This window comes from Rhizobium sp. CCGE531 (genome assembly GCF_003627795.1).
Classification (GTDB): domain Bacteria; phylum Pseudomonadota; class Alphaproteobacteria; order Rhizobiales; family Rhizobiaceae; genus Rhizobium.
Map to the genome: position 1 here is coordinate 1,116,911 of NZ_CP032684.1, position 22,908 is coordinate 1,139,818.

17 protein-coding genes are annotated in these 22,908 nt (G+C 62.4%); 13 read left to right on the forward strand and 4 right to left on the reverse strand.

Annotated features, from left to right (window positions below; genetic code table 11):
* Positions 1 to 8: 8 nt before the first annotated feature.
* From CCGE531_RS05530 to CCGE531_RS05560, 7 genes are all read left to right on the forward strand, one after another.
* Positions 9 to 3,521: an indolepyruvate ferredoxin oxidoreductase family protein gene (locus CCGE531_RS05530; RefSeq protein WP_120663284.1), complete on the forward strand. Its 3,513-nt coding sequence runs from the start codon at positions 9 to 11 to the stop codon at positions 3,519 to 3,521.
* 86 nt (positions 3,522 to 3,607) lie between these two features.
* On the forward strand, positions 3,608 to 4,771 hold the full coding sequence (locus CCGE531_RS05535) for an isovaleryl-CoA dehydrogenase (RefSeq protein ID WP_120663285.1): 1,164 nt from the start codon (positions 3,608 to 3,610) through the stop codon (positions 4,769 to 4,771).
* Between the two features lie 35 nt (positions 4,772 to 4,806).
* Entirely contained in the window at positions 4,807 to 6,414 is a 1,608-nt protein-coding gene (locus tag CCGE531_RS05540) for a carboxyl transferase domain-containing protein (RefSeq protein WP_120666528.1), read from the forward strand.
* Positions 6,415 to 6,424: 10 nt separating this feature from the next.
* On the forward strand, positions 6,425 to 6,808 hold the full coding sequence (locus tag CCGE531_RS05545) for a RidA family protein (protein ID WP_120663286.1): 384 nt from the start codon (positions 6,425 to 6,427) through the stop codon (positions 6,806 to 6,808).
* A 10-nt stretch (positions 6,809 to 6,818) separates the two neighbouring features.
* Positions 6,819 to 8,807 carry an acetyl/propionyl/methylcrotonyl-CoA carboxylase subunit alpha gene (locus CCGE531_RS05550; protein ID WP_120663287.1) on the forward strand — a complete coding sequence of 663 codons (1,989 nt, stop codon included), beginning with the start codon at positions 6,819 to 6,821 and terminating at the stop codon, positions 8,805 to 8,807.
* Entirely contained in the window at positions 8,804 to 9,673 is an 870-nt protein-coding gene (locus CCGE531_RS05555) for a hydroxymethylglutaryl-CoA lyase (protein WP_120663288.1), read from the forward strand. The genes CCGE531_RS05550 and CCGE531_RS05555 overlap by 4 nt, the downstream gene beginning before the upstream one ends.
* Positions 9,670 to 10,458, forward strand: coding sequence for a crotonase/enoyl-CoA hydratase family protein (locus CCGE531_RS05560; protein WP_120663289.1), 789 nt, complete (start codon positions 9,670 to 9,672; stop codon positions 10,456 to 10,458). The genes CCGE531_RS05555 and CCGE531_RS05560 overlap by 4 nt, the downstream gene beginning before the upstream one ends.
* Positions 10,459 to 10,558: 100 nt before the next feature.
* Here CCGE531_RS05560 and CCGE531_RS05565 read toward each other — a convergent pair whose 3' ends face one another.
* Entirely contained in the window at positions 10,559 to 11,929 is a 1,371-nt protein-coding gene (locus CCGE531_RS05565; protein WP_120663290.1) for a TIGR03808 family TAT-translocated repetitive protein, read from the reverse strand.
* A 260-nt stretch (positions 11,930 to 12,189) separates the two neighbouring features.
* On the opposite strand from CCGE531_RS05565, the gene CCGE531_RS05570 reads away from it, so the two are divergent.
* From CCGE531_RS05570 to CCGE531_RS05580, 3 genes are all read left to right on the forward strand, one after another.
* Positions 12,190 to 13,200 (forward strand): ligase-associated DNA damage response exonuclease, encoded by a 1,011-nt coding sequence (locus tag CCGE531_RS05570; protein ID WP_120663291.1) that lies wholly within the window; start codon positions 12,190 to 12,192, stop codon positions 13,198 to 13,200.
* 188 nt (positions 13,201 to 13,388) lie between these two features.
* Positions 13,389 to 15,026 carry a cisplatin damage response ATP-dependent DNA ligase gene (locus tag CCGE531_RS05575; RefSeq protein WP_120663292.1) on the forward strand — a complete coding sequence of 546 codons (1,638 nt, stop codon included), beginning with the start codon at positions 13,389 to 13,391 and terminating at the stop codon, positions 15,024 to 15,026.
* Between the two features lie 88 nt (positions 15,027 to 15,114).
* A complete protein-coding gene (locus CCGE531_RS05580) occupies positions 15,115 to 16,101 on the forward strand; it encodes an alpha/beta fold hydrolase (protein ID WP_120663293.1) in 987 nt (328 codons plus the stop codon).
* An 8-nt stretch (positions 16,102 to 16,109) separates the two neighbouring features.
* On the opposite strand, the gene scpA is transcribed toward CCGE531_RS05580, so the two are convergent.
* Together scpA and CCGE531_RS05590 are read right to left on the reverse strand one after the other, a co-directional pair.
* Positions 16,110 to 18,242: a methylmalonyl-CoA mutase gene (scpA, locus tag CCGE531_RS05585; RefSeq protein WP_120663294.1), complete on the reverse strand. Its 2,133-nt coding sequence runs from the start codon at positions 18,240 to 18,242 to the stop codon at positions 16,110 to 16,112.
* A 253-nt stretch (positions 18,243 to 18,495) separates the two neighbouring features.
* Complete coding sequence (locus CCGE531_RS05590; protein WP_120663295.1) at positions 18,496 to 19,845, reverse strand: methylmalonyl-CoA mutase family protein; 1,350 nt, start codon at positions 19,843 to 19,845, stop codon at positions 18,496 to 18,498.
* A 153-nt stretch (positions 19,846 to 19,998) separates the two neighbouring features.
* On the opposite strand from CCGE531_RS05590, the gene CCGE531_RS05595 reads away from it, so the two are divergent.
* A complete protein-coding gene (locus tag CCGE531_RS05595; RefSeq protein WP_120663296.1) occupies positions 19,999 to 20,805 on the forward strand; it encodes a L,D-transpeptidase in 807 nt (268 codons plus the stop codon).
* 162 nt (positions 20,806 to 20,967) lie between these two features.
* On the forward strand, positions 20,968 to 21,699 hold the full coding sequence (locus CCGE531_RS05600; RefSeq protein ID WP_120663297.1) for a L,D-transpeptidase: 732 nt from the start codon (positions 20,968 to 20,970) through the stop codon (positions 21,697 to 21,699).
* 112 nt (positions 21,700 to 21,811) lie between these two features.
* On the opposite strand, the gene CCGE531_RS05605 is transcribed toward CCGE531_RS05600, so the two are convergent.
* Positions 21,812 to 22,276, reverse strand: a complete 465-nt coding sequence (locus tag CCGE531_RS05605; protein ID WP_120663298.1) for a MarR family transcriptional regulator — start codon at positions 22,274 to 22,276, stop codon at positions 21,812 to 21,814.
* Between the two features lie 136 nt (positions 22,277 to 22,412).
* Here CCGE531_RS05605 and CCGE531_RS05610 point away from each other — a divergent pair, with 136 nt between their 5' ends.
* Complete coding sequence (locus CCGE531_RS05610; RefSeq protein WP_120663299.1) at positions 22,413 to 22,835, forward strand: organic hydroperoxide resistance protein; 423 nt, start codon at positions 22,413 to 22,415, stop codon at positions 22,833 to 22,835.
* Positions 22,836 to 22,908: the final 73 nt, after the last annotated feature.

Below are 22,908 nucleotides of genomic sequence, written 5' to 3' on the forward strand. Positions count from 1 at the left end.
TGGTGAAAATGGTGACTGCGATCTCGGGAGGAGAGCAGATGCTTGCGACCAGTGTATCGCTAGACGACAAATATACCGCAGAAGAAGGCCGCGTTTTCATGAGCGGCCTGCAGACGCTGGTGCGGCTGCCCATGACCCAGATGCGGCGTGACCGCGCTGCCGGTCTCAATACGGCAGCCTTCATATCGGGTTATCGCGGCTCGCCGCTCGGCGGCTACGACCAGCAGCTTCTGAAAGCCAAGACTTACCTCGACGCCCACGACGTCACCTTTCAGCCAGGCATCAATGAGGATCTTGCCGCGACCGCCGTCTGGGGCTCGCAGCAGGTCGGCCTTTCCCCCGGCGCCCGCAAGGATGGTGTACTCGGCATCTGGTACGGCAAAGGCCCCGGCGTCGACCGCTCCGGCGATGTTTTGAAGCACGCCAATGCCGCCGGCACCTCCAAGCATGGCGGCGTCCTCTGTTTCGCCGGTGACGACCATTCCGCCAAATCCTCCACCATGCCGCACCAGACCGACCATGATTTCATGTCTGCAGTCATCCCGGTCATCTACCCTTCTTCCATCCACGAATTTCTCGAATACGGCCTGCTCGGCATCGCCATGTCGCGCTATTCCGGCTGCTGGGTCGGCATGAAGTTCATCGCCGACACCATCGAAACGACGGCCGCTGTCGATCTCTCGGGCGAGAGGCGGCAATTCGTGCTGCCGACCGATTTCGAGATGCCTCCCGGCGGTCTCAACCTGCGCTGGCCTGATCCGCCGCTGGTTCAGGACGATCGTCTGCAGACCTACAAGGCCTATGCGGCTATCGCCTTTGCCCGTGCCAATCGCGTCGACGAAATCACGCACGATGTGCCGAACGCCCGCTTGGGCATCATCTCCTCCGGCAAGGCCTACGAGGATGTCCTGCAGGCGCTGCGCGAGCTCGAGATCGGCCCGAAAGAAATGGCTGATATCGGCCTGCGTATCCTGAAAGTGCGCATGCCCTGGCCGCTGGAGCCGGAGGCTGTCCGACATTTCTCTGAAGGGTTGGACGAGGTTCTCGTCGTCGAGGAGCGGCGCGAGATCATCGAAAACCAGATCAAGCAGCAGCTCTTCAACTGGCGGGCCGATGTCCGTCCGCGCATCGTCGGCAAGTTCGACGAACACGATAAACCCTATCTCAGCCTGTCTGCGGCACTGACGGTCGGCGCGGTCGCGAGAGCCATTGCGGGGCGCATCGTCAAGCTCGATCTCGATCAAGGCCTGCATGACCGCATCGCCGCCAAGCTCGCCTATCTCGCCGAACGCGGCCAGATCAGCCGCAGCCATGTGGCGCCGCTGAACCGTACGCCGTTCTTCTGCTCCGGCTGTCCGCACAATACGTCCACCCGCGTTCCGGAAGGCAGCCGCGCCATTGCCGGCATCGGCTGCCACTACATGGTCACTTGGATGGATCGCAACACCGAGACCTTCACCCAGATGGGCGGCGAGGGTGTGCCGTGGACGGCGATCGCCCGCTACACCGACGAAAAGCACATGTTCGTCAATCTCGGTGACGGCACCTATTTCCATTCCGGCATTCTCGCCATCCGCCAGTCCGTCGCCTCCAAGGTCAACGTCACCTACAAGCTGCTCTATAACGACGCCGTCGCCATGACCGGCGGCCAGCCGATCGATGGCTACCTGACACCGGAGCTGGTGACGAAGCAGCTGCACGACGAGGGCGTCAAGCCGATCTATCTGCTGTCGGACAATCCGGATGCCTATCGTGCCTCTGAGATGGCCCCCGGCGTCAAGGTGCTGCATCGCGACCATATCGATCAGGTGATGCTGACGCTGCGCGAGACCGAAGGCTGCTCGGCGATCGTCTATGTCCAGACCTGCGCTGCCGAGAAGCGCCGTCGCCGCAGCCGCGGCCTGATGGAAGACCCGGCCAAGCGCGTCTTCATCAATCCGGCTGTCTGCGAGGGCTGCGGCGATTGCTCGGTGCAATCCAACTGCATCTCCGTCGAGCCGCTGGAAACGGAATTCGGCCGCAAGCGCCAGATCAACCAGTCGAGCTGCAACAAGGATTTCTCCTGCGTCAAAGGCTTCTGCCCGTCCTTCGTGACTGTTCATGGCGGCAAGCGCCGCAAGCGGAAGGCGCTTGATCATGCCGATGTCGATGTGCCGATGCCCGAAATCCCGGTCATCGGCGATCGGCCGTGGAATATCGCCATTGCCGGCGTCGGCGGCACCGGCATCCTGACGATCGGCGCCATCCTCGGCATGGCAGCGCATCTGGACGGCAAGGTGCCGATGATCCTCGACATGGCGGGCCTTGCCCAGAAGGGCGGCGCGGTCATGAGCCATCTGCGCATCGGTCACAATCAGGCCGAGGTCACCTCCTCGCGCATCGTCAATGGCGGTGCCGACCTGCTGCTCGCCGCCGATGAGGTGGTCGGCGCCTCGAAGGATGCGATCACGCTCTGCTCGTCGACGCGGACGGCGGCCATCGTCAACACCGGCCTGATGCCGGTCGCCGATTTCGTCCGCAACCGCGATTTCGATTTCAAGGTCGGCTCGATACAGCACACCATCGCCAAGACCGTCAGCGACAAGTCCGTCTTCCTCGATTTCAATCACGTCGCGACCGAGGTGACCGGCGATGCCATATCGACCAATATCCTGCTGACCGGTTTTGCCTGGCAGCGCGGCCTGCTGCCGCTGTCGCTGGAAGCAATCGAAAAGGCGATCGAGCTCAACGGTGTCGCGGTCAAGGCGAGCCTTTCCGCCTTCCAGTGGGGCCGGCTTCTGGCGCATGATCCGCAGGCCGTGCATGCCATGATGGCCGAGCCGGAGGCGGGCAAGACGCTGGCGGAGATGAGCCTCGATGAGCTCATCAAGCATCGCAAAGCGCATCTGACGGCCTATCAGAATGCAGCGCTTGCCGAACGCTATGCCGCCTTTGTTGCCCGCGCCAATGCGCTGGCTGCAAGGGAGCGGCTTTCGGACAAGGTACCCTTTGCCGTCGCCGTCACCTATGCGCGGGTTCTGGCCTATAAGGACGAATACGAGGTCGCCCGCCTGCTGACCGATCCCGCTTTCGAGGCGCATCTGCGCGAAGAGATGGAAGGCGATTTCAAGCTGGCTCTCAACCTTGCCCCGCCCATCCTCGGCGGCAAGGATCCGAACGGCCGGCCAAAGAAGCGGGAATTCGGCGCCTGGATACTGCCGTTGCTGCGGGCGCTCGCGCCGATGAAGCGGCTGCGCGGCACCGCCCTCGATCCCTTCGGCTATATGGCCGAACGCCGGCTGGAGCGCCGCCTGATTGCCGACTACGAAAAGATTGCGGAGCGGGTGCTTGCCGGTCTGCGCCATGACAACGAGGCCGAGGCCCTTGCCATCCTTTCGCTGTTTGATGAGATAAGAGGCTTCGGACCGATCAAGGAGGAAGCCGCTCGCAAGATCATGGTGAAAATCGCTGACAAGCTGAAGGCCTATGAGACGCCTGAGGAGAAGCAAGGCAAGCAGCATGTGCCTGCCGATGCGGCATGACGGCTGCGACGGAAACTTGAAGCGGGCATAAAGAGATATAGGTTCGTAAGGATCATGCGTTCGGAACGATCGGGAGGAGAAGCCGGATGTTTGCAGGGGGATTGAACTTCGCGCTTGGCGAGGACATCGAGGCGCTGCGCGAGCAGGTGCGCCGTTTTGCCGGCAACCGCATCGCGCCGTTTGCCGACGAGATCGACCGCAACAACAGTTTTCCGATGCATCTCTGGAAGGAGATGGGCGATCTCGGCTTGCTTGGGATCACCGTCGACGAGGCTTTCGGTGGCGCGGGCCTTGGTTATCTCGCCCATACGGTCGCCATGGAGGAGATCAGCCGTGCTTCGGCTTCTGTCGGCCTGAGTTACGGCGCGCATTCCAACCTCTGCGTCAACCAGATCCATCGCAACGGCACGACCGCACAAAAAGAGCGTTACCTGCCGAAGCTGATATCGGGCGAGCATGTGGGTGCGCTGGCGATGTCGGAGCCCGGCGCCGGCTCCGATGTCGTCTCCATGAAGCTGCATGCCGAAAAGCGCAGCCGCCACTATGTGCTGAACGGCAGCAAGATGTGGATCACCAACGGTCCCGATGCAGACGTCCTCGTCGTCTATGCCAAGACCTCGCTGGATGCCGGCCCGCGCGGCATCACCGCCTTTATCGTCGAGAAGGGCTTCGCCGGCTTTTCCGTCGGCCAGAAGCTCGACAAGCTCGGCATGCGCGGCTCGAACACCTCGGAGCTGATTTTCCTCGATTGCGAAGTGCCGGAGGAAAATGTTCTGGGCCAGCTCGATGGCGGCGTCAGCGTGCTGATGTCCGGTCTCGATTATGAGCGCGTCGTGCTCTCGGGCGGTCCCATCGGCATCATGGCCGCCTGTATGGATGTCGTGCTGCCTTACATGCATGAGCGCAAGCAGTTCGGCCAGTCGATCGGCGAGTTCCAGCTGATGCAGGGCAAGCTTGCCGACATGTATGTCACCATGAATGCCGCGCGCGCCTATGTCTATGCGGTGGCCGCCGCCTGCGATCGCGGCGAGGCGGCACGCAAGGATGCGGCCGGCTGCATTCTTTACTCGGCCGAGAAAGCGACCGCGCTGGCGCTCGAATGCATCCAGGCGCTCGGCGGCAATGGCTATACCAATGATTATCCCGCCGGCCGGTTGCTGCGCGACGCCAAACTCTATGAGATTGGCGCCGGCACCTCCGAAATCCGGCGCATGCTGATCGGCCGTGAGTTGTTCGGCGAAACGGCCTGATTTTGAATTCCATTTTACTCGATCCGCGAGGCCGCATGACCGTCCTGAAATCGGAGATATCGACGCATACGGATCGCTTTCGCGACAATCGCGCCGCGCTGCTCGAAGCGGTCGGTGTCGCCGGGGCCGCGGCGTCGCAGGCGGCGGAAGGCGGAGGCGCACAGGCGCGCGAGCGCCATATCAGCCGCGGCAAGATGCTGCCGCGCGATCGTGTCGCCGGATTGATCGATCCCGCTACGCCGTTTCTGGAAATCGGCGCGACCGCAGCCCATGGAATGTATGGCGACGAGGCGCCCGGAGCCGGCCTGATCGCCGGCATCGGCCGCGTTTCCGGCCGCGACTGCATGATCGTCTGCAATGATGCTACGGTCAAAGGCGGCACCTACTATCCGATCACGGTGAAGAAGCATCTTCGCGCGCAGGAGATTGCGGCGGAAAACAATCTTCCCTGCATCTATCTTGTCGATTCCGGCGGCGCCAACCTCCCGAACCAGGATGAGGTATTTCCGGATCGCGATCATTTCGGCCGCATCTTCTACAATCAGGCCAATATGTCGGCCGCCGGCATCCCGCAGATTGCCGTCGTCATGGGCTCCTGCACCGCAGGCGGCGCCTATGTGCCCGCCATGTCCGACGAAACGATCATCGTCGAGAAGCAGGGGACGATCTTTCTTGCCGGCCCGCCACTCGTCAAGGCCGCGACGGGGGAGGTGGTCTCGGCCGAGGATCTTGGCGGCGGCGATGTGCATACGCGGCTTTCCGGCGTTGCCGATCATCTGGCGCGCGACGATGCCCATGCGCTTGCGCTTGCCCGGCAGGCGGTCGCCAACCTCAATCGCCGCAAGCCTGAGAGCGTCGAACTTCGCACGCCGGAGGCACCGCTCTACGATCCCGAAGAGATCCTGGGCATCGTCCCCTCCGACCTGCGCACGCCCTATGACGTGCGCGAAGTCATCGCCCGCATGGTGGACGGCTCCCGGCTCGACGAGTTCAAGGCGCGTTACGGCACGACGCTGGTTTGCGGCTTTGCCCATATCCACGGCATTCCCGTCGGGATCATCGCCAATAACGGTGTCCTCTTCTCGGAGTCGGCGCTGAAGGGCGCCCATTTCGTCGAGCTTTGCTCGCAGCGCAAGATTCCGCTGGTCTTTCTGCAGAACATCACCGGCTTCATGGTCGGCCGCAAATACGAGACGGAGGGCATTGCCAAGAACGGCGCCAAGCTGGTGACGGCTGTTGCCACGACCAAAGTCCCGAAGATCACCATGCTGATCGGCGGCTCCTTCGGCGCCGGCAATTACGGCATGGCCGGCCGTGCCTATTCGCCGCGCTTCCTCTGGACCTGGCCCAACAGCCGCATCTCGGTCATGGGCGGAGAGCAGGCGGCCGGGGTGCTCGCCACCGTGCGCGGCGAGGCGCTCGCTCGCGCCGGCAAGCCATGGACGAAGGAGGAGGAGGCCGCCTTCAAGGCGCCGACACTCAAGATGTTCGAAACCCAGAGCCACCCGCTCTATGCCTCGGCCCGCCTCTGGGACGACGGCATCATCGATCCGCGCAAGAGCCGCGACGTGCTGGCTCTCTCGCTTTCAGCAGCACTCAACGCGCCGATCGAAGACACGCGCTTCGGTCTTTTCAGAATGTGAGGAGATGGAGATGAAACGCGATGCCATCAATGCCAAGAATGCGCCGCAGCCCCGCGGCGGCTATTCGCAGGCCGTAAAGCTCGAGAATTTCGAGCGATTGCTTTTTGTCAGCGGCCAGATTCCGACTGATGTCGACGATACTCTGCCGGAAGGTTTTCCGGCGCAGGCTCGTCAGGTCTGGCACAACATCGACGCCCAGCTGAAGGCGGCCGGAATGACCAAGGACGATATCGTCAAGGTCACCACCTTTCTCGCCGACCGCCACCACACCCTGGAGAACCGCGAGATCCGCGGCGAATATCTGGGCTCCCTCACGCCGGCCATGACTGTCGTGATCGCGGGCATTTTCGATAAGGCCTGGCTGCTCGAAGTCGAGGTCATCGCCGCGCAATAGGATCCCGCCGATGTTTTCGAAGATACTGATCGCCAATCGCGGGGAAATTGCCTGCCGGGTCATCCACACGGCAAGGCGCATGGGCATCCGCACCGTCGCCGTCTATTCCGACGCCGATCGGGATGCGCTGCATGTGACGCTCGCCGACGAGGCCGTTCATATCGGCCCGGCGGCGGCGAGCGAAAGTTATCTTTCGAAGCAGAAGATCATCGCGGCGGCTGAGCGAACCCGAGCGGAGGCCATCCATCCCGGCTATGGTTTTCTCTCGGAAAATGCCGATTTTGCCGAAGCGGTCGAGGCGGCGGGTTTCGTCTTCATCGGCCCGTCGCCGGCCTCCATCCGCGCCATGGGGCTCAAGGATGCCGCCAAGGCGCTGATGGAGAGGGCAGGCGTGCCCGTTGTTCCCGGCTATCATGGCGATAAGCAGGAGCCCGGCTTCCTTGCCGAGCAGGCCGAGGGCATCGGCTTTCCTATTCTCATCAAGGCGCGGGCAGGTGGCGGGGGCAAGGGCATGCGCCGTGTCGACGGACCGGTGGATTTCGAGGCTTCGCTGGAGGCGGCAAAGCGCGAGGCGAAATCGGCTTTTGGCGACGATGCCGTGCTGATCGAGAAATATCTGATCAAGCCGCGCCACATCGAAATCCAGGTCTTCGGCGATATCAATGGCAATGCCGTGCATCTCTTCGAGCGCGATTGCTCGCTGCAGCGTCGGCACCAGAAGGTGATCGAAGAGGCGCCGGCGCCTGGCATGACTGAGGAGATGCGCAGCGCCATGGGCGAGGCGGCCGTTCGCGCCGCCCGCGCCATCGATTATCGCGGCGCCGGCACGGTCGAATTCATCGCCGATGTCTCCGACGGCCTGTCGCCGGACCGCTTCTTCTTCATGGAAATGAACACCCGCCTGCAGGTCGAGCATCCCGTCACCGAGGCGATCGCCGGCGTCGATCTGGTGGAGTGGCAATTGCGCGTTGCGAGCGGCGAGCCGCTGCCGAAGACGCAGGACGAACTCACCATAAACGGCTGGGCTTTCGAAGCGCGCATCTACGCCGAAGACCCGGCGCGCGGCTTCCTGCCGGCAACCGGCACGCTCGCGCACTTAAGCTTTCCCGAAGGCGATGTCCGCATCGATGCCGGCGTGCGCGAGGGCGATAGCATCACCCCGCATTACGATCCTTTGATCGCCAAGCTGACGGTGCATGCGCCGGATCGCCCGGCTGCCCTTGCCAAGCTCACGCGAGGGTTGGAGCAGACACAGGTTGCGGGAACCACCACCAATCTCGATTTCCTCATCCGGCTCAGCCGCCAACCGGACTTCGCCGCCGGTCATCCGGATACGGGGCTGATCGATCGGGACATAGAGGCGCTGACCGCGACGCAGCAGCCCGACGATGCGGCGCTTGCCATCGCCGCCATTGTCGAGGCGGGCGGCTTTGCTAAAACCACCGGCAACGACCCCTGGCATTCGCTCGGCGCCTGGCAGCTCTGGGGCGAAGCAAGCCGTCCCGTCACGCTGCATTTTGCCGGCGACCATAGGAATTGCCGGGTGATTGCAAAGGGTCCGGCGCTTTTCAGCGTCACCTTCGATGATCGCTCCATTCTCGTTCGTCTCTTCGAAGATGACGATGTTGCCCGACGCATCGAAATCGACGGCCGGCAGTCCCGCGTCGATATCTTTGAGACGTCCTCAGCCGTGACGCTGTTTCTCGACGGACACACCCATCATTTCCATCGCCTCGATCTGCTCGATGGCGCGGAGGAGGCGGCTGGCGGCGGCGACCGCGTGGTTGCGCCGATGCCGGGCCTCGTCAAGATCGTCCGCGTGCGTGAGGGCGATACGGTGGCGAAGGGCCAGGCACTGGTCGTCATGGAAGCCATGAAGATGGAGCTGACGCTGACGGCGGCGCGCGACGGCATCGTCGAAAGCCTGCATGTCGGCGAGGGGGATCAGACCAGCGAAAGCGCCGTACTTCTGTCACTTCGGCCGGAGGACACGGCATGACCGACAAGCCCCCAAACCACGTCACCATTGTCGAGATGGCGCCGCGCGACGGCCTGCAGAATGAGAAGCAGCCGGTCGATACCGCGCGGAAGATCGAGCTGGTGGATCTGCTCTCCGATTGCGGTTTCGAACGCATCGAGGTTACCAGCTTCGTCAGTCCGAAATGGGTGCCGCAGCTTGCCGATGCCGCCGCCGTCATGGCTGGGATAGAGCGGCGTTCCGGCGTTCGTTATGCAGCGCTGACGCCCAACATGAAGGGCTTCGAGGCGGCACTTGCAGCCGGTGCCGATGAGGTGGCGATCTTTGCATCTGCTTCCGAAACCTTCTCCATGCGCAACATCAATTGCTCTATCGCCGAAAGCATCGAGCGCTTCCGACCGGTCGCGGCAGCCAGCCGGGATCGTGGCGTTCCGTTGCGCGGCTACGTCAGCTGCGTCGTCGAATGCCCCTATGAGGGTGCCGCGCCGCCGCAAAACGTCGTGGGCGTTGCCCGGCAATTGCGGGAGCTCGGCTGTTATGAAATCAGCCTTGGCGATACGATCGGCAGAGGCGAACCGGAGGCGGTGGACAGAATGCTGGACGCCGTTCTTGCCGAACTGCCTGCCGCCATGCTCGCCGGACATTTTCACGATACGTCAGGCCGGGCATTGGACAATATCGGTGTCGCTCTCGATCGGGGTCTGCGGGTATTCGACGCCGCCGCCGGCGGTCTTGGCGGCTGCCCCTTTGCCCCCGGCGCCAAGGGCAATGTCGATACCGTGGCGGTTCACCACTATCTGGCGCTGCATGGCTTCGAGACCGGTCTCGATGATGAGAAACTTGCCCGCGCCGCCGCCTTTGCCCGCAGCCTCAGGAGTGCCTCATGACATCACAAACGATCCGCATCGATACCGATGAGCGGGGTGTCGCCCACCTCACGCTGGCGCGCCCCGAAAAGCACAATGCCCTGTCTGCGGAGATGATCGATGCCCTGACGGCGGCAACGCACGATCTCGCCCATGACAAGGCGGTGAGGGTCGTCGTACTCACCGGCGAGGGCGCGAGCTTCTGCGCCGGCGGCGATCTCGGCTGGATGCGCGCCCAGTTCGACGCAACGCGCGCGGGGCGCATGGTCGAGGCGCGCCGGCTCGCCATGCTGTTCAAGGCGCTGAACGAGCTGCCGAAGCCGCTGGTTGCCCGTGTGCATGGCAATGCCTTCGGCGGTGGCATCGGCATCTTGAGCGTCTGCGATATGGTGATAGCGGCATCGACGGCGCGCTTCGGTCTGACGGAAGTGCGCCTCGGCATCATTCCAGCCACCATCAGCCCCTATGTCATCGCCCGGATCGGCGAGACGAATGCCCGCCCGCTCTTCCTCTCCGGCAAGATCATCGATGCCTGGCAGGCGCATGCCGCCGGCCTGCTGTCGCGTGTCGTGGCGGAGGAGGCGCTGGATGAAGCCGTGGAAGCGGAGGTTCGCCATTTCCTGGCGGCCTCACCCCAGGCGGCCGCCCGCGCCAAGGCCCTGGCACGCTCCGTCGGCAGGCCGGTCACCGATGGCATGATCGATCACGTCGTCGAGCAATTGGCGGATGCATGGGAAACCGAGGAGGCGAAGGAGGGCGTCACCGCCTTCTTCGAGAAGCGTCAGCCGAACTGGCGATCGGCCTAAAGCATGTCGCGCAAAGGTGTGCAGCGGTTTTGCGATAACGACATGCGAAAAATCAAAAGTTTAAAGCGCAGGGAGCGAATCTGAAAGATCGCGACGCGCTTTAAAGGAGCCTGTTGTTTTCGATGGTCAATTGCGGGAACTGCGAGTTCCCCTTTGCCAACTCACCCGATGCCGGCTTGTCCCAGCGAAAGCCCATGATCGCGCCTTGCTCCATCTCCTGGAAGAGATTGCCTGAAATCACTGCCGAGCCGGCACCGTCCGCCACCGAGACGACGCAACCGATGCCGGCATGTCTGACGATATTGCCGGTCGCGACCACGTTGCGGAGATATAGACCCCAGCCAAGCCTTAATCCCCAGAGCGGGGCGTTCTCGATGACATTGTCGGTAACAAGCGTATCGGCTTCGGCCGAAATGCCGATGCCAAAGCCGCCATCCTGCGCATAAGGTGCTGTAAGCGAGAGGTTGCGGATGACATTGCCCGTCACCGCAGCGAGCCTCCCGCCCCTGTCGAAATTGGTGACCGAGATGCCGTTGGCGGCGCCATCGACCAGATTGTCGTTGATCGTGGCGCCGACGAACTCGAATTCGCAATAGATGGCGGTTTCGCCCGAACGCAGGCATTGATTGCCGGAGATCTGCACATTCGATGCCGAGTTGGCGCGGATGGCGGTGAAGGCGCAATCGGCAATCTGGTTGCCCGAAACCGTCACGCCATCGGCGCGGAAGACATTGATGCCGTTGCCGTTCTGGCCGGTGCCGCCGCCGTTGGCGCGGATGCGGGCAATGCGGTTGTTGGTGACGCTGCTGCCATCCTCGGCCTTTTCCCAGCGATGGATGAGGATGCCGCCATTGCCGCAATCCTCGACGCGATTGCCGGTGACAGCCAATCCGGCTGACTGGACGGAATAGATGCCGGCCTCGGCGGCGCCGGAGATGCGGCTGCGTTCGATCCGGCCGCCGCAGCGCTCCAGCTGCAGCGCATGCTTGCGGCTGCCGGTAACATCGCAATTGTCGATCAGCACCTCATCGACGCCGGTAAATTGCAGGAGCCCGCCGGCATAGTCGGCAAGCCAGCGATTGCCGCCGTCAAGCACGAGGCCGGAAAGCTCGATGCGCTTGGCCTTATCCGCATTCATCAGATGGCCGTCACCGCTGTAGACCAGCCGCGAGGCACCGGGAACACCATTGATGCGCGTATTGTTGGGGAGTGTCAGGTTGGAGACGGTGTATGTGCCCGGCGGCAGGAAAAGCGGCATGTTGGTGCGCGCCGCATTGTCGATCATCGCCTGCAGCTTGCCGCTCTTGAAGTCGCTCGCTCCCGGTGTCGTCTTCAACGCAATGGCGTCGATCGGCCCCCGCAGCTCGGCACCCCTCATCCTGGCAAGCGGCGCGGCGAAAACCCGGGGCGCAAGCAAGCCGGCCGCTGCGGAAGCGGTGAGGGAAGCGATAAAGGCGCGGCGTTGGATCATTGTGAACTCCCAGGGCGACACCGACAAAGCAGAAATCATGCCAAGGCTATCTGTCTCGTTTTGGTACGGAGGCGGCTCATCAAACGCGCTTGGCTTGCCCAAAAGCCCCAGATCTTTGCCATTTCATTTACCAGTCCGGCACAGACGAAGCTCCGCCAACGATCGATCCGCGCTAGAGATCGGCAACCCAAACGCGGATTCGATCAAAAAGCTGCTGTCATCGCTACCTAATCGTGCAAATCGCGCTATCCTCATAAGTCATGAGACCCGACCAACTGCTTTATCCGGCGCCTGAGGGATTGTTCTGTCCGATCGGCGGCTTCTACATCGACCCCGTACAGCCGGTCGGTCGGGCACTTGTCACGCATGGCCATTCCGACCATGCCCGTTCCGGCCATGCCCATGTGCTCGCCACGCGCCAGACGCTGGATATCATGCGCATCCGCTATGGCGATGGTTTCGCGGCATCGGAACAGGCGATCGGCTTCGGCGAAGAGGTGACGATCAACGGCGTCAAGGTGCAGTTCCACCCTGCAGGCCATGTTCTCGGCTCGGCGCAGATCGCGGTGGAGAAGGATGGGCTGCGCATCGTCGTTTCGGGGGACTACAAGCGCCGGCCGGACCCGACCTGTGAAGCCTATGTGCCAGTTCCCTGCGATGTCTTCATCACCGAGGCCACTTTCGGGCTGCCGGTATTCCACCATCCCGATCCGATGGCCGAGACACGCAAGCTCTTGGCCTCGCTTCGCCAATTCCCCGAGCGAACGCATCTGATCGGCGCCTATGCGCTCGGCAAGGCACAGCGCGTCATCCGTCTTTTGCGCGATGCCGGCTATGACAAGCCGATCTACATTCATGGCGCGCTGGAAACCCTGTGCGACTATTATGTCAGCCAGGGCATCGCGCTCGGCGAGCTCAAGCCGGCCACCATCGAAAGCCGCGACCAGTCGATCTTCCAGGGTGCCGTCGTCGTCGGCCCGCCCTCCGCTTTCCAGGACCGCTGGGCGCGGCGGTTCCACGATCCGCTTCCGGCCTTCGCGTCCGGCTGGATGATGGTGCGACAGCGCGCCAAGCAGCTCGGCGTCGAGCTGCCGCTCGTCATATCGGACCATTGCGATTGGCCCGAACTGACCGAGACGATCTCCGACTTGAAGCCGAGCGAGGTCTGGGTCACCCACGGCCGCGAAGAGGCGCTGGTGCGCTGGTGCGAGCTGCAGGGCATCGCCGCCAAGCCGCTGCATCTCATCGGCTATGAAGACGAGGGAGACTAGATGATGAGGGTCGTCGTTTGTCTCGCCTTCTCCCCAGCGGGGAGAAGGTGGCCCGAAGGGTCGGATGAGGGGGATTTACGCAAAGATATTGCAACGCTGCAACCTGTGGATGGCGCGAGGGACTACCCCTGCTCCCCCTCATCCGCCCTCCGGGCACCTTCTCCCCGAGGGGAGAAGGAGGCACTCAGATGAAAGCCTTTGCCGACCTCCTCGACCGCCTGGTGCTGACGCCGAGCCGCAACGGCAAGCTGAAGCTGCTGACCGATTATTTCCGCGATACGCCCGATCCCGACCGCGGCTATGGTCTCGCCGCCATCGCCGGCACGCTCGAGGTGCGCAACGTCAAGCCCGCCATGCTGCGCGAGCTCGTTCTCGAGCGCATGGACGATGTGCTGTTCCGCTATTCCTATGATTATGTCGGCGACCTTGCCGAAACGATCTCGCTGGTATGGGACAAGGAGAGCGACATCGAGCGTCCCGCCGGCGAACAGCCGAAGCTCGGCGACGTCGTCCACCGCATGAACGCGCTGGGGCGGACTGAGGTGCGCAGTTTCGTCCGCGACCTGCTGGACCGGCTGGATACGTCGGGTCGTTTCGCCTTCCTGAAGCTTGCAACCGGCGCCCTGCGCATCGGCGTCTCGGCTCGGCTTGCCAAGCAGGCATTGGCGGAGCTTGCCGGCAAGGACGTCGCCGAAATCGAAACGCTGTGGCACGGCCTGCAGCCGCCCTATGAGAGCCTGTTCCAATGGCTTGAGGGCAAGGGAGAGCGCCCGATATTGGCGACGCCGGCGATCTTCCATTCCGTCATGCTCGCCAATCCGGTTGAAACAGGCGATCTCGATGGGCTCGACCCGCGGGATTTCGCCGCCGAATGGAAATGGGACGGCATTCGCGTCCAGCTTTCGCGCTCCGGCGACACGAGCAAGCTCTATTCGCGCTCGGGCGACGATATATCCGGCGCCTTTCCCGACGTCGTGGACGCCATGAATTTCGAGGGCGTCATGGATGGTGAGCTGCTGGTCGGCGGCACCGTGCGCTCGAACAGCCTGACGCGCAGCTTTTCCGATCTGCAGCAGCGCCTCAACCGCAAGACCGTCACGACAAAGATGCTGGAGGAATTCCCGGCCTTCATCCGCGCCTACGATCTTCTGTTCGATGGCGCGGAGGACGTGCGCGCCCGCGGTTTCCTCGATCGGCGCGAGCGGCTGACAGAGATCATCGAGGCTGCGCCGCACGACCGCTTCGATCTGTCGCCGCTCGTCGATTTCGCCTCCTGGGAGGAGCTGGACCGGCTGCGCACCTCGCCGCCCGATCCGGTGATCGAAGGCGTAATGATCAAGCGCAGGGACAGCGCCTATCTCGCCGGTCGCGCCAAAGGTCCCTGGTTCAAGTGGAAGCGCGATCCCTACAATGTCGATGCAGTGCTGATGTATGCGCAGCGCGGCCACGGCAAGCGCTCCAGCTACTATTCCGATTTCACTTTCGGCGTATGGGCCATGACCCCGGAGGGCGAACAGCTCGTACCCGTCGGCAAAGCCTATTTCGGCTTCACCGATGCCGAGCTGGAAGTGCTCGACAAATTCGTGCGCAACAATACGGTCGATCGTTTCGGCCCGGTGCGGGCCGTGCGCGCCGATCGCGATTTCGGCTTTGTGCTCGAGGTGGCCTTTGAAGGCATCAACCGCTCCACCCGCCATAAGTCGGGTGTCGCCATGCGCTTTCCCCGCATCTCCCGGTTGCGACCCGACAAGCCGCCATACGAGGCGGATCGGCTGGAAAGTTTGATTGCGATGATTGACGCCAAGTCTCCGGTTGTCGATGAATAGGACAGGGCGATTCCTCACCACAATGTGAGTTGGCCTTGCCTTTCAACCCGTGCAGATTTGCGCTGCGCCGGGATATTTGGACAGAGCTATGACCATGTCTGACGACCACCTATTCCGTCTCAATCGCCGCGGCGTTCTGGCCGGCATCGCTGTCGCCCTTTTTGCGCCCAATATCATCCGGGCATCCGATGACAGCACGGTCGGGAGCAAGCCCGCCGAAAACAAGGGCGCGATTGCGAGGAGCGATGAAAAGGCCGAGGATGCACCGCCGCTGCAGTCGGGCGACTATGCCAAGGAGCGCCACCTGTTCCGGACCGACCTCCTGAGCAAGGGGCCGGCTCCCGACATCTACGAACCGCTGCTCACGCCCTCGACGGCCGACCAGCTTTTCTATCGCAGCGGCCTCGGCGGCGAACTGGAACTCGTCGCTTGGGTTTCCCGCTATACGCGCTCACTGAAGCCGAAGCCGGCCGTGCTTTTCCTGCATGGCGGCAACGCCATCGGCCAGGGGCACTGGCAGCTGATGAAGCCCTATATCGATGCCGGTTACGTCGTCATGATCCCGTCCATGCGCGGCGAGAATGGCCAGAGGGGCAATTTCTCGGGCTTTTACGACGAAGTTGCTGATGTGCTGGCGGCCTCCAACCGGCTACGGCACCTGCCGGGCGTCGATCCGCATCGCCTGTTCCTGGCGGGACACAGCATCGGCGGCACGCTTGCCATGTTGACCGCCATGTCGACGAAGCGGTTCCGTGCTGTCGCGCCGATATCAGGCAATCCGGATGCCTATGCCTTTTTCGGCCGCTATCCGCAGGATATTCGCTTCAATACGAAGAACACGCGCGAATTCCAGATGCGGTCGCCGCTCTGCTATCCGCACAGCTTCAAAAGCCCGGTAAAGCTGTTCCATGGCACCGAGGAAGCCCATTTCGACTCGCGCCTGGCGCTGCTCTCGAAGCGGGCGACGGCCGCCGGCGTGAAGATGGAGATGGCAACCGTGCCTGGCAGTCATAATTCGGCTCTGCCGGGCGAGATCGAACAGAGCATCGAGTTCTTCAGGAGCGTCGCCGTCTAAATAGCCGCTTACGCCATCAGCTTTTCTGTCAGCGCCGATGCCGCCTGCGCGATCACGGTTCCGGGCGGAAAGATCGCATCCGCGCCCGCCGCTTCGAGGGCTGCGAAATCCTGTGGCGGAATGACGCCGCCGACGGCGATCAGCACCTTGCCGGCATGGCGGCGCGCAAGCGCAGCCTTCAATTCCGGCACCAGCGTCAGATGGCCGGCGGCAAGCGACGATGCGCCGACGATGTCGACCCCCTCGCGCACGGCGACGTCGGCCACTTCCTCCGGGGTCTGGAACATCGCGCCGACGACGACATCGAAACCGAGATCGGCAAAGGCCGTGGCGATGACCTTCTGGCCGCGATCGTGCCCATCCTGGCCCATCTTGGCAATGAGGATGCGCGGCTTCTCTCCCCGTGCCCTGCGGAACGCCTCGACTTTGGCCACCGCCGCATTGAAGACCGGATCTTCAGAGCCGACTTCCTTGCGGTAGACGCCGGAGATGGTCCTGATCTCGGCGACATGACGGCCATAGGCTTTTTCGAGAGCTAGCGAGATTTCGCCGACGGTGGCTCTCGCTCTTGCCGCCTGGACGGCAAAATCAAGGAGATTGCCGGTGCCGTTTCGCGCGGCATAGGTCAAAGCATCCAGGGCTGTTTCGACGGCAGCGGTCTCGCGCGTTCCCTTCAGTTGCTGCAGCTTGGAAAGCTGGCGTGCCCGCACCTCGGAATTCTCGACCTTCAGGACATCGACTTCGATATCCTTTTCAGGCTTGGAAAAATTGACGCCGACGACGGTTTGATGGCCGCTGTCGATGCGCGCTTGCGTGCGAGCGGCCGCTTCCTCGATCCGGAGTTTCGGAATGCCCTTCTCGATCGCTTTCGCCATGCCGCCCAGCGCCTCAACCTCCTCGATGTGGGCAAGGGCACGCGCGGCAAGATCATGGGTCAGCCGTTCGACATAGGCCGAGCCGCCCCATGGGTCGATGATCCCTGTCGTGCCCGATTCCTTCTGCAGGAGGATCTGCGTGTTGCGTGCGATGCGGGCGGAATGGTCGGTCGGTAGCGCGAGCGCCTCGTCGAAAGAATTGGTGTGGAGCGATTGCGTGTGCCCCTGCGTCGCCGCCATCGCCTCGACCATGGTGCGAATGATGTTGTTCATCGGGTCCTGGGCCGTCAGCGACCAGCCGGAGGTCTGGCTATGGGTCCTGAGCGCGAGGGATTTCTGGTCTTTCGGCGCGAAATTCTTCTGCATCAAGGCGGCCCAGATCAGCCGTCCGGCGCGCATCTTGGCGACTTCCATGAAGAAGTTCATGCCGACGGCCCAGAAGAAGGAGAGGCGAGGGGCGAAGCTGTCGATATTGAGCCCCGCCGCGACGCCGGCCCGCGCATATTCTATGCCGTCGGCGATCGTGTAGGCGAGCTCCAGATCCGCCGTCGCACCGGCCTCCTGCATATGGTAGCCGGAGATCGAGATGGAGTTGAACTTCGGCATTCGCCGGCTGGTATAGCTGAAGATGTCCGAAACGATCCGCATCGAGGGTTGCGGCGGATAGATATAGGTGTTGCGGACCATGAACTCCTTGAGGATGTCGTTCTGGATCGTGCCGGAAAGCTTGTCCTCGGAGACGCCCTGTTCCTCAGCGGCGACGATATAGAGCGCCATGATCGGCAGTACCGCGCCATTCATGGTCATCGACACGCTCATCTCGTCGAGCGGAATGCCGTCGAAAAGCTGGCGCATATCGAGGATGGAATCGATCGCCACACCCGCCATGCCGACATCGCCGGCGACACGCGGATGATCGCTGTCATAGCCACGGTGGGTGGCAAGATCGAAGGCGACGGAAAGACCCTTCTGCCCGGCCGCGAGATTGCGGCGGTAGAAGGCGTTGGATTCCTCGGCGGTCGAGAAGCCGGCATATTGGCGGATGGTCCAGGGCTGCTGGACATACATTGTCGGGTAGGGGCCGCGCACGAAGGGTGCCGCGCCGGGATAGGTCTCGAGGAAGTTTAGGCCGGAGAGATCGCTTTCATTGTAAGCGCGCTTGACGCTAATGCCTTCGGGTGTTTCCCACGCTGGGGTATCGGTTGTCGGCGCCGTTGCTTGCGGTTTGGCCCAGTGGATGGTGCTGAAGTTCGGAATCTTGGTCATGGGGCCGAGGCCTCCGTGGATGCCGGACGTGCGACACCCCCCTCTGTCGCTGTCGTGACATCTCCCCCACAAGGGGGGAGATTGGAAACTCGCGGAGCCTTTTCACGCCAAATCGATATCGAATCCGCAGGAGCTAAATTTGATGCTCCTGTGGCATGGAGCAGCTGTTTTGGAACGATCTCCCCCCTTGTGGGGGAGATGTCACGAAGTGACAGAGGGGGGTGCGCAGCCTCCGAGAACGCGATGTTCATTCTCATCCCTCCACCACCGCATCCAGCCGCACCGGCATCAGCCCCATGCCGCCAGCAACCGGCCCCAAAGCCCCCAAAACAGTCACCAGCCGCTCCGTCTTCATGGCAAACAGCGTCGTCCCCACGATTGGTCCAGCGGCACGACCTGCACGCGCCTCGGCAACCATCGCCGCAAGCTCGCCGCTGGCGATCACCTTCGCCAATCCGCCCTTGCTTTCGATATCGGTGAAAATATCCCATGCCCGCTCGGCCAGCGCGTCGGTCAGCGCCTCGATGCCGCCGGCTCCGGCGGCGGGATCGACGACATGATCGAGATGGCTCTCGGCCATGAGGATCGTCTGCGTGTTGCGCGCAAGGCGCCGCGCCAGCGGATCGGGAATGCCGTGCGTCAGGCTGTGCGGCAGAACGGAGATCTCGTCGGCGCCGCCGACGCCGGCTGAAAAGACCGCGATCGTATTGCGCAGAATATTCGTCTCGGGATCGCGGTGGGTGAGCATGCGATAGCTCGTTTCCGCCAGGAGATGCGCCGGCTGCCGATTGGGGACGCCGCAGGCTTCGGCGATCCGGGCGAAGATCAGCCGCGCCGCGCGTGTCTTTGCCATCGTCGTGAACTGGTTCTGATCGGCCGAAAGGCAGAGGCTGGTTGCCCGAAGCGCTGCTTCCGGCGAAAGGCCGGCCTTATCCAGCAATCGCAAATGGCCGACGAGACTTGCCGCCATGACGGCCAGCTCCTGTGCCTCGGTGCCGCCGGCATTGTGCACCACGCGGCCGTCCGCATTGACGATCGTGCCTGGAAATTCGCGCTCGGCGAAGCTCTTGATGTCGTTTGCACTAATAATCTGTTCGCCGCTCGCTGAAAACGCATCGATACCAATATGCAGTGCGTGGGTGCCGTCCGGGAGAGCGGCTGTGAGGGCGTCGATAGAGCCGGGTTCGAAACCGTCAAAGCGCAGGGCAACAGTTCTGTCCGCCATTGCGGCTGCCAGCGCGCCTGAAAAGCCAGGCGCTTGTGCATCGAGGCCAGTGCCGAAGGCGGAAGCCGAACTCTTCGAGACAAGCGAGATGCCGGTTGCGCCATTGGCCAGATCGTCCCCGAGTTGCGCCAGCGCCCGCTCTACGTCCGGATCATCCATACGCTGGCTCACCGTCCAGGGCATGTCGGCCCGCTGGCGCGCAAGCGGCGTGCAATCGCGGCGGCGCTGGTAAAGCGGATCGATGGCAATGCCATCATCGGTCCGCGACACCAGGGTTTCCTGGAAATCCTGGCCTTTCAGCGCCCGTTCCACCAGCTTCAGCCAGCCCTTGCGGTCGGTCTGGTCGAAGGTGGCCGGGTCGAGACTGTCGATATTCATGCGATCCTCCGTCCCGCAATGGTCTAGCCCATGATGCCGCGAGGGAAAACAGGAGTTTGGTCAACCCGGGCAATATCTCGCCGATGACGCCAGCCTCGCTCCAGCCGCGCCGTTCATCATGCGGCTGATCCGATATGTCCCAACTGGTTTCCGATGATGGCCGATCTGCTGCCCGTTTCCCGTCACCTGCTCGCCGCTGCCGCCCTGGCGGCATTGTCCGCCTGCAGCATCATTCCCGATACCGGCGCGACAGACCCGGACCGATTTGCGCAGGAGACCTCGCCGATCTTCTATCGTCCTGAAGGCATCGATCCACAGAAGGTACAGCGCCTGCCGGTGCAGCCGGTGCCGCAGTCGCGTGATCTCTTCCGCACGCAGTTCCATCAGACCTACGGCCTGCCGACCTTCAATCCGGTGCATCAGGCCATGTATGCCCAGCGAAACGAAGACGATTTCATGCTGCCGGCCATACCCTACAAGCGCATCGATCCGCGCTTCCTGCGGCAGGAGGTGGATTATCGGACCAATGAACGGCCCGGCACCATCATCGTCGATACGCGAAGCCACTTCCTTTATTTCGTCGAGCCGGGCGGCAGGGCCATGCGCTATGGCGTCGGCCTCGGCGCCGCGGGATATGCCTGGCACGGCAGGGGCGTGATCCAGTGGAAGCAGAAGTGGCCACGCTGGACGCCGCCCGCCGAGATGGTTGCGCGCGACCCGCAGATCAAGCCGGTATCGGCCGAGCGTGGCGGCATGAATCCAGGGCCGACCAACCCGCTCGGAGCGCGTGCGCTCTATATCTATCAGAGTGGCCGGGATACGCTTTATCGCGTTCACGGTACGCCGGATTGGCAGTCGATCGGCAAGGCGGCGTCCTCCGGATGCGTGCGCATGCTTAACCAGGACGTGATCGATCTCTACAACCGGGTGCCCGATAAGACGGAAATTGTCGTTCTGTAGGGATATTTTATCACAAATTTTCGTGATGTTGCATAAGTGCGATAGCGGGCTCCAGCTACGCTCTTTAGTTTTGCTCCTGTCTCTGCGAACCTCTCGGGGAGCCGAATCAGCTTGTGTGTTGCGGGTTCTTGCTTTCCCTTCAATAGGAACGATGCTGTCGACATGAGTCTGCCTTCATCTCTATCCCGACGTAATTTTCTCGCCCTTGCTGGTATCGGCGCGGTTTCGACGCTCGCCGGCTGCGCTTCCACCATCGACAACGGCCCCGTCGTCAGCCCGGTGCAATATTCCGGCTCGCCAAGGCCGTTCCGCACTTGGTTCTCCAGCTATGATGGCGAGCAGCCGGATCCGGCGGTCATCTATGCGGCCATGGACGATGGCGGTTTCCATATCCCCCCGGTTCCCTACCAGCAGATCGACCGGCGGTTTTATCGTCAGCGCGTCGTGGATCCGACCGGAGAGGCGCCGGGTAGTGTGATCGTCAACACGACTGAGCGCATGCTCTACGTCACTGAGCAGGGTGGCACGGCAATGCGCTATGGTATCGGCGTCGGCCGCGAGGGCTTTGCCTGGCAGGGCCGCGGCGTCATTCAGTGGCGCAAGAAATGGCCGCGCTGGAACCCGCCGGACGAAATGGTCGCCCGTCAGCCGGAGCTTGTGAAGTTTTCTATTTCCAATGGCGGCATGGATCCGGGCCTGAAGAATCCGCTCGGCGCGCGTGCGCTGTATATTTTCGAAGACAAGCAGGATTCGCTCTACCGCCTGCACGGCAATCCCGACTGGCGCTCTATCGGCAAGGCCGTATCCTCTGGCTGCGTCCGCTTGCTGAACCAGGATGTCATCGACCTCTATGATCGCGTGCCGGAGCGCGCGCCGATCCTCGTAACGAGCTGATACGGCACTATCGTAAAAGGGCGCTCGAGGCGCCCTTTGCAGTTTTTGCTGGAAGTGGCAGTTTTACTGGAAGTAGCGGCATCCCGAAGCCAGGTTCAACCCTGAAGCCAGTTCAAATCGTCGTCAGATTGGTTTTCAGCTGCTGCAGCCGGTCGCGCAGATTGGCTATTTCGGTCATGTCGCAGCCGGTCGCCTGGCCGATGGTATCCATGATCATGCCAACCTGGCACCTCAAGCCCGTGCCATTTTCCGTCAGCGAAATGATCACTTGCCGTTCATCCTTTGGATCGCGTGCGCGGCTGATCAGGCCGGCCTGTTCGAGCCGCTTCAGCAGTGGCGATAGCGTTCCGGAATCGAGATCCAGCTTCTCGCCGATGGCCTTGACCGACAGGCAGCCCTTTTCCCACAACACGAGCATGACGAGATACTGCGGATAGGTAAGGCCGACGCGGTCGAGAATCGGCTTGTAGGCCCGGTTAAAGGCATGCGCGGCGCTGTAGACGGCAAAACAAAGCTGGCTTTCCAGCCGCTTTTCCTCGTCGGGTATCATGGTCTGCCCATCCGTCTTGTCCGTCATTGCTGCTCCGCCATTTTTCTTGTTGCCGGCATTGTCACAAATTCACTTTGCAAAATCAAATTGCAAAAAATACATGTTGTGCACGATTAAATCGTGATGTATATAATCGCTATCCAACACGAAAAGGAGACATGACATGCCAATTCTCTACACCACCAAAGCTTCCGCCACCGGTGGCCGCGCCGGCCATGCGGTTTCCGAAAACGGCGTCCTCGACGTCACGCTGACCGTACCGAAGGAACTCGGCGGCGACGGCGCCACGGGCACCAATCCGGAGCAGCTTTTTGCAGCCGGCTATTCCGCCTGCTTCCTCGGTGCCCTGAAATTTGTCGCGGGCCAGCAGAAGGTCAAGATTCCGGAAGACGCAAAGGTAACCGCGACTGTCGGTATCGGCCCGCGCGCGGATGGCAGCGGCTTCGGCATCGAAGTGTCCCTGGCGGTCCATATCCCCGGCATGGACAAGGCCGAAGCCGAAAAGCTTGCTGCCGCCGCCCATATCGTATGCCCCTACAGCCACGCCATGCGCACCTCGACTGAAGTGCCGGTTGCGGTTGTCTGAGGCGGACGGCCACCTACGTCATTGAAAGCTTCAGGAGCAGGGATTTTGTCTCTGCTCCTTTTCTTTTGCAAGA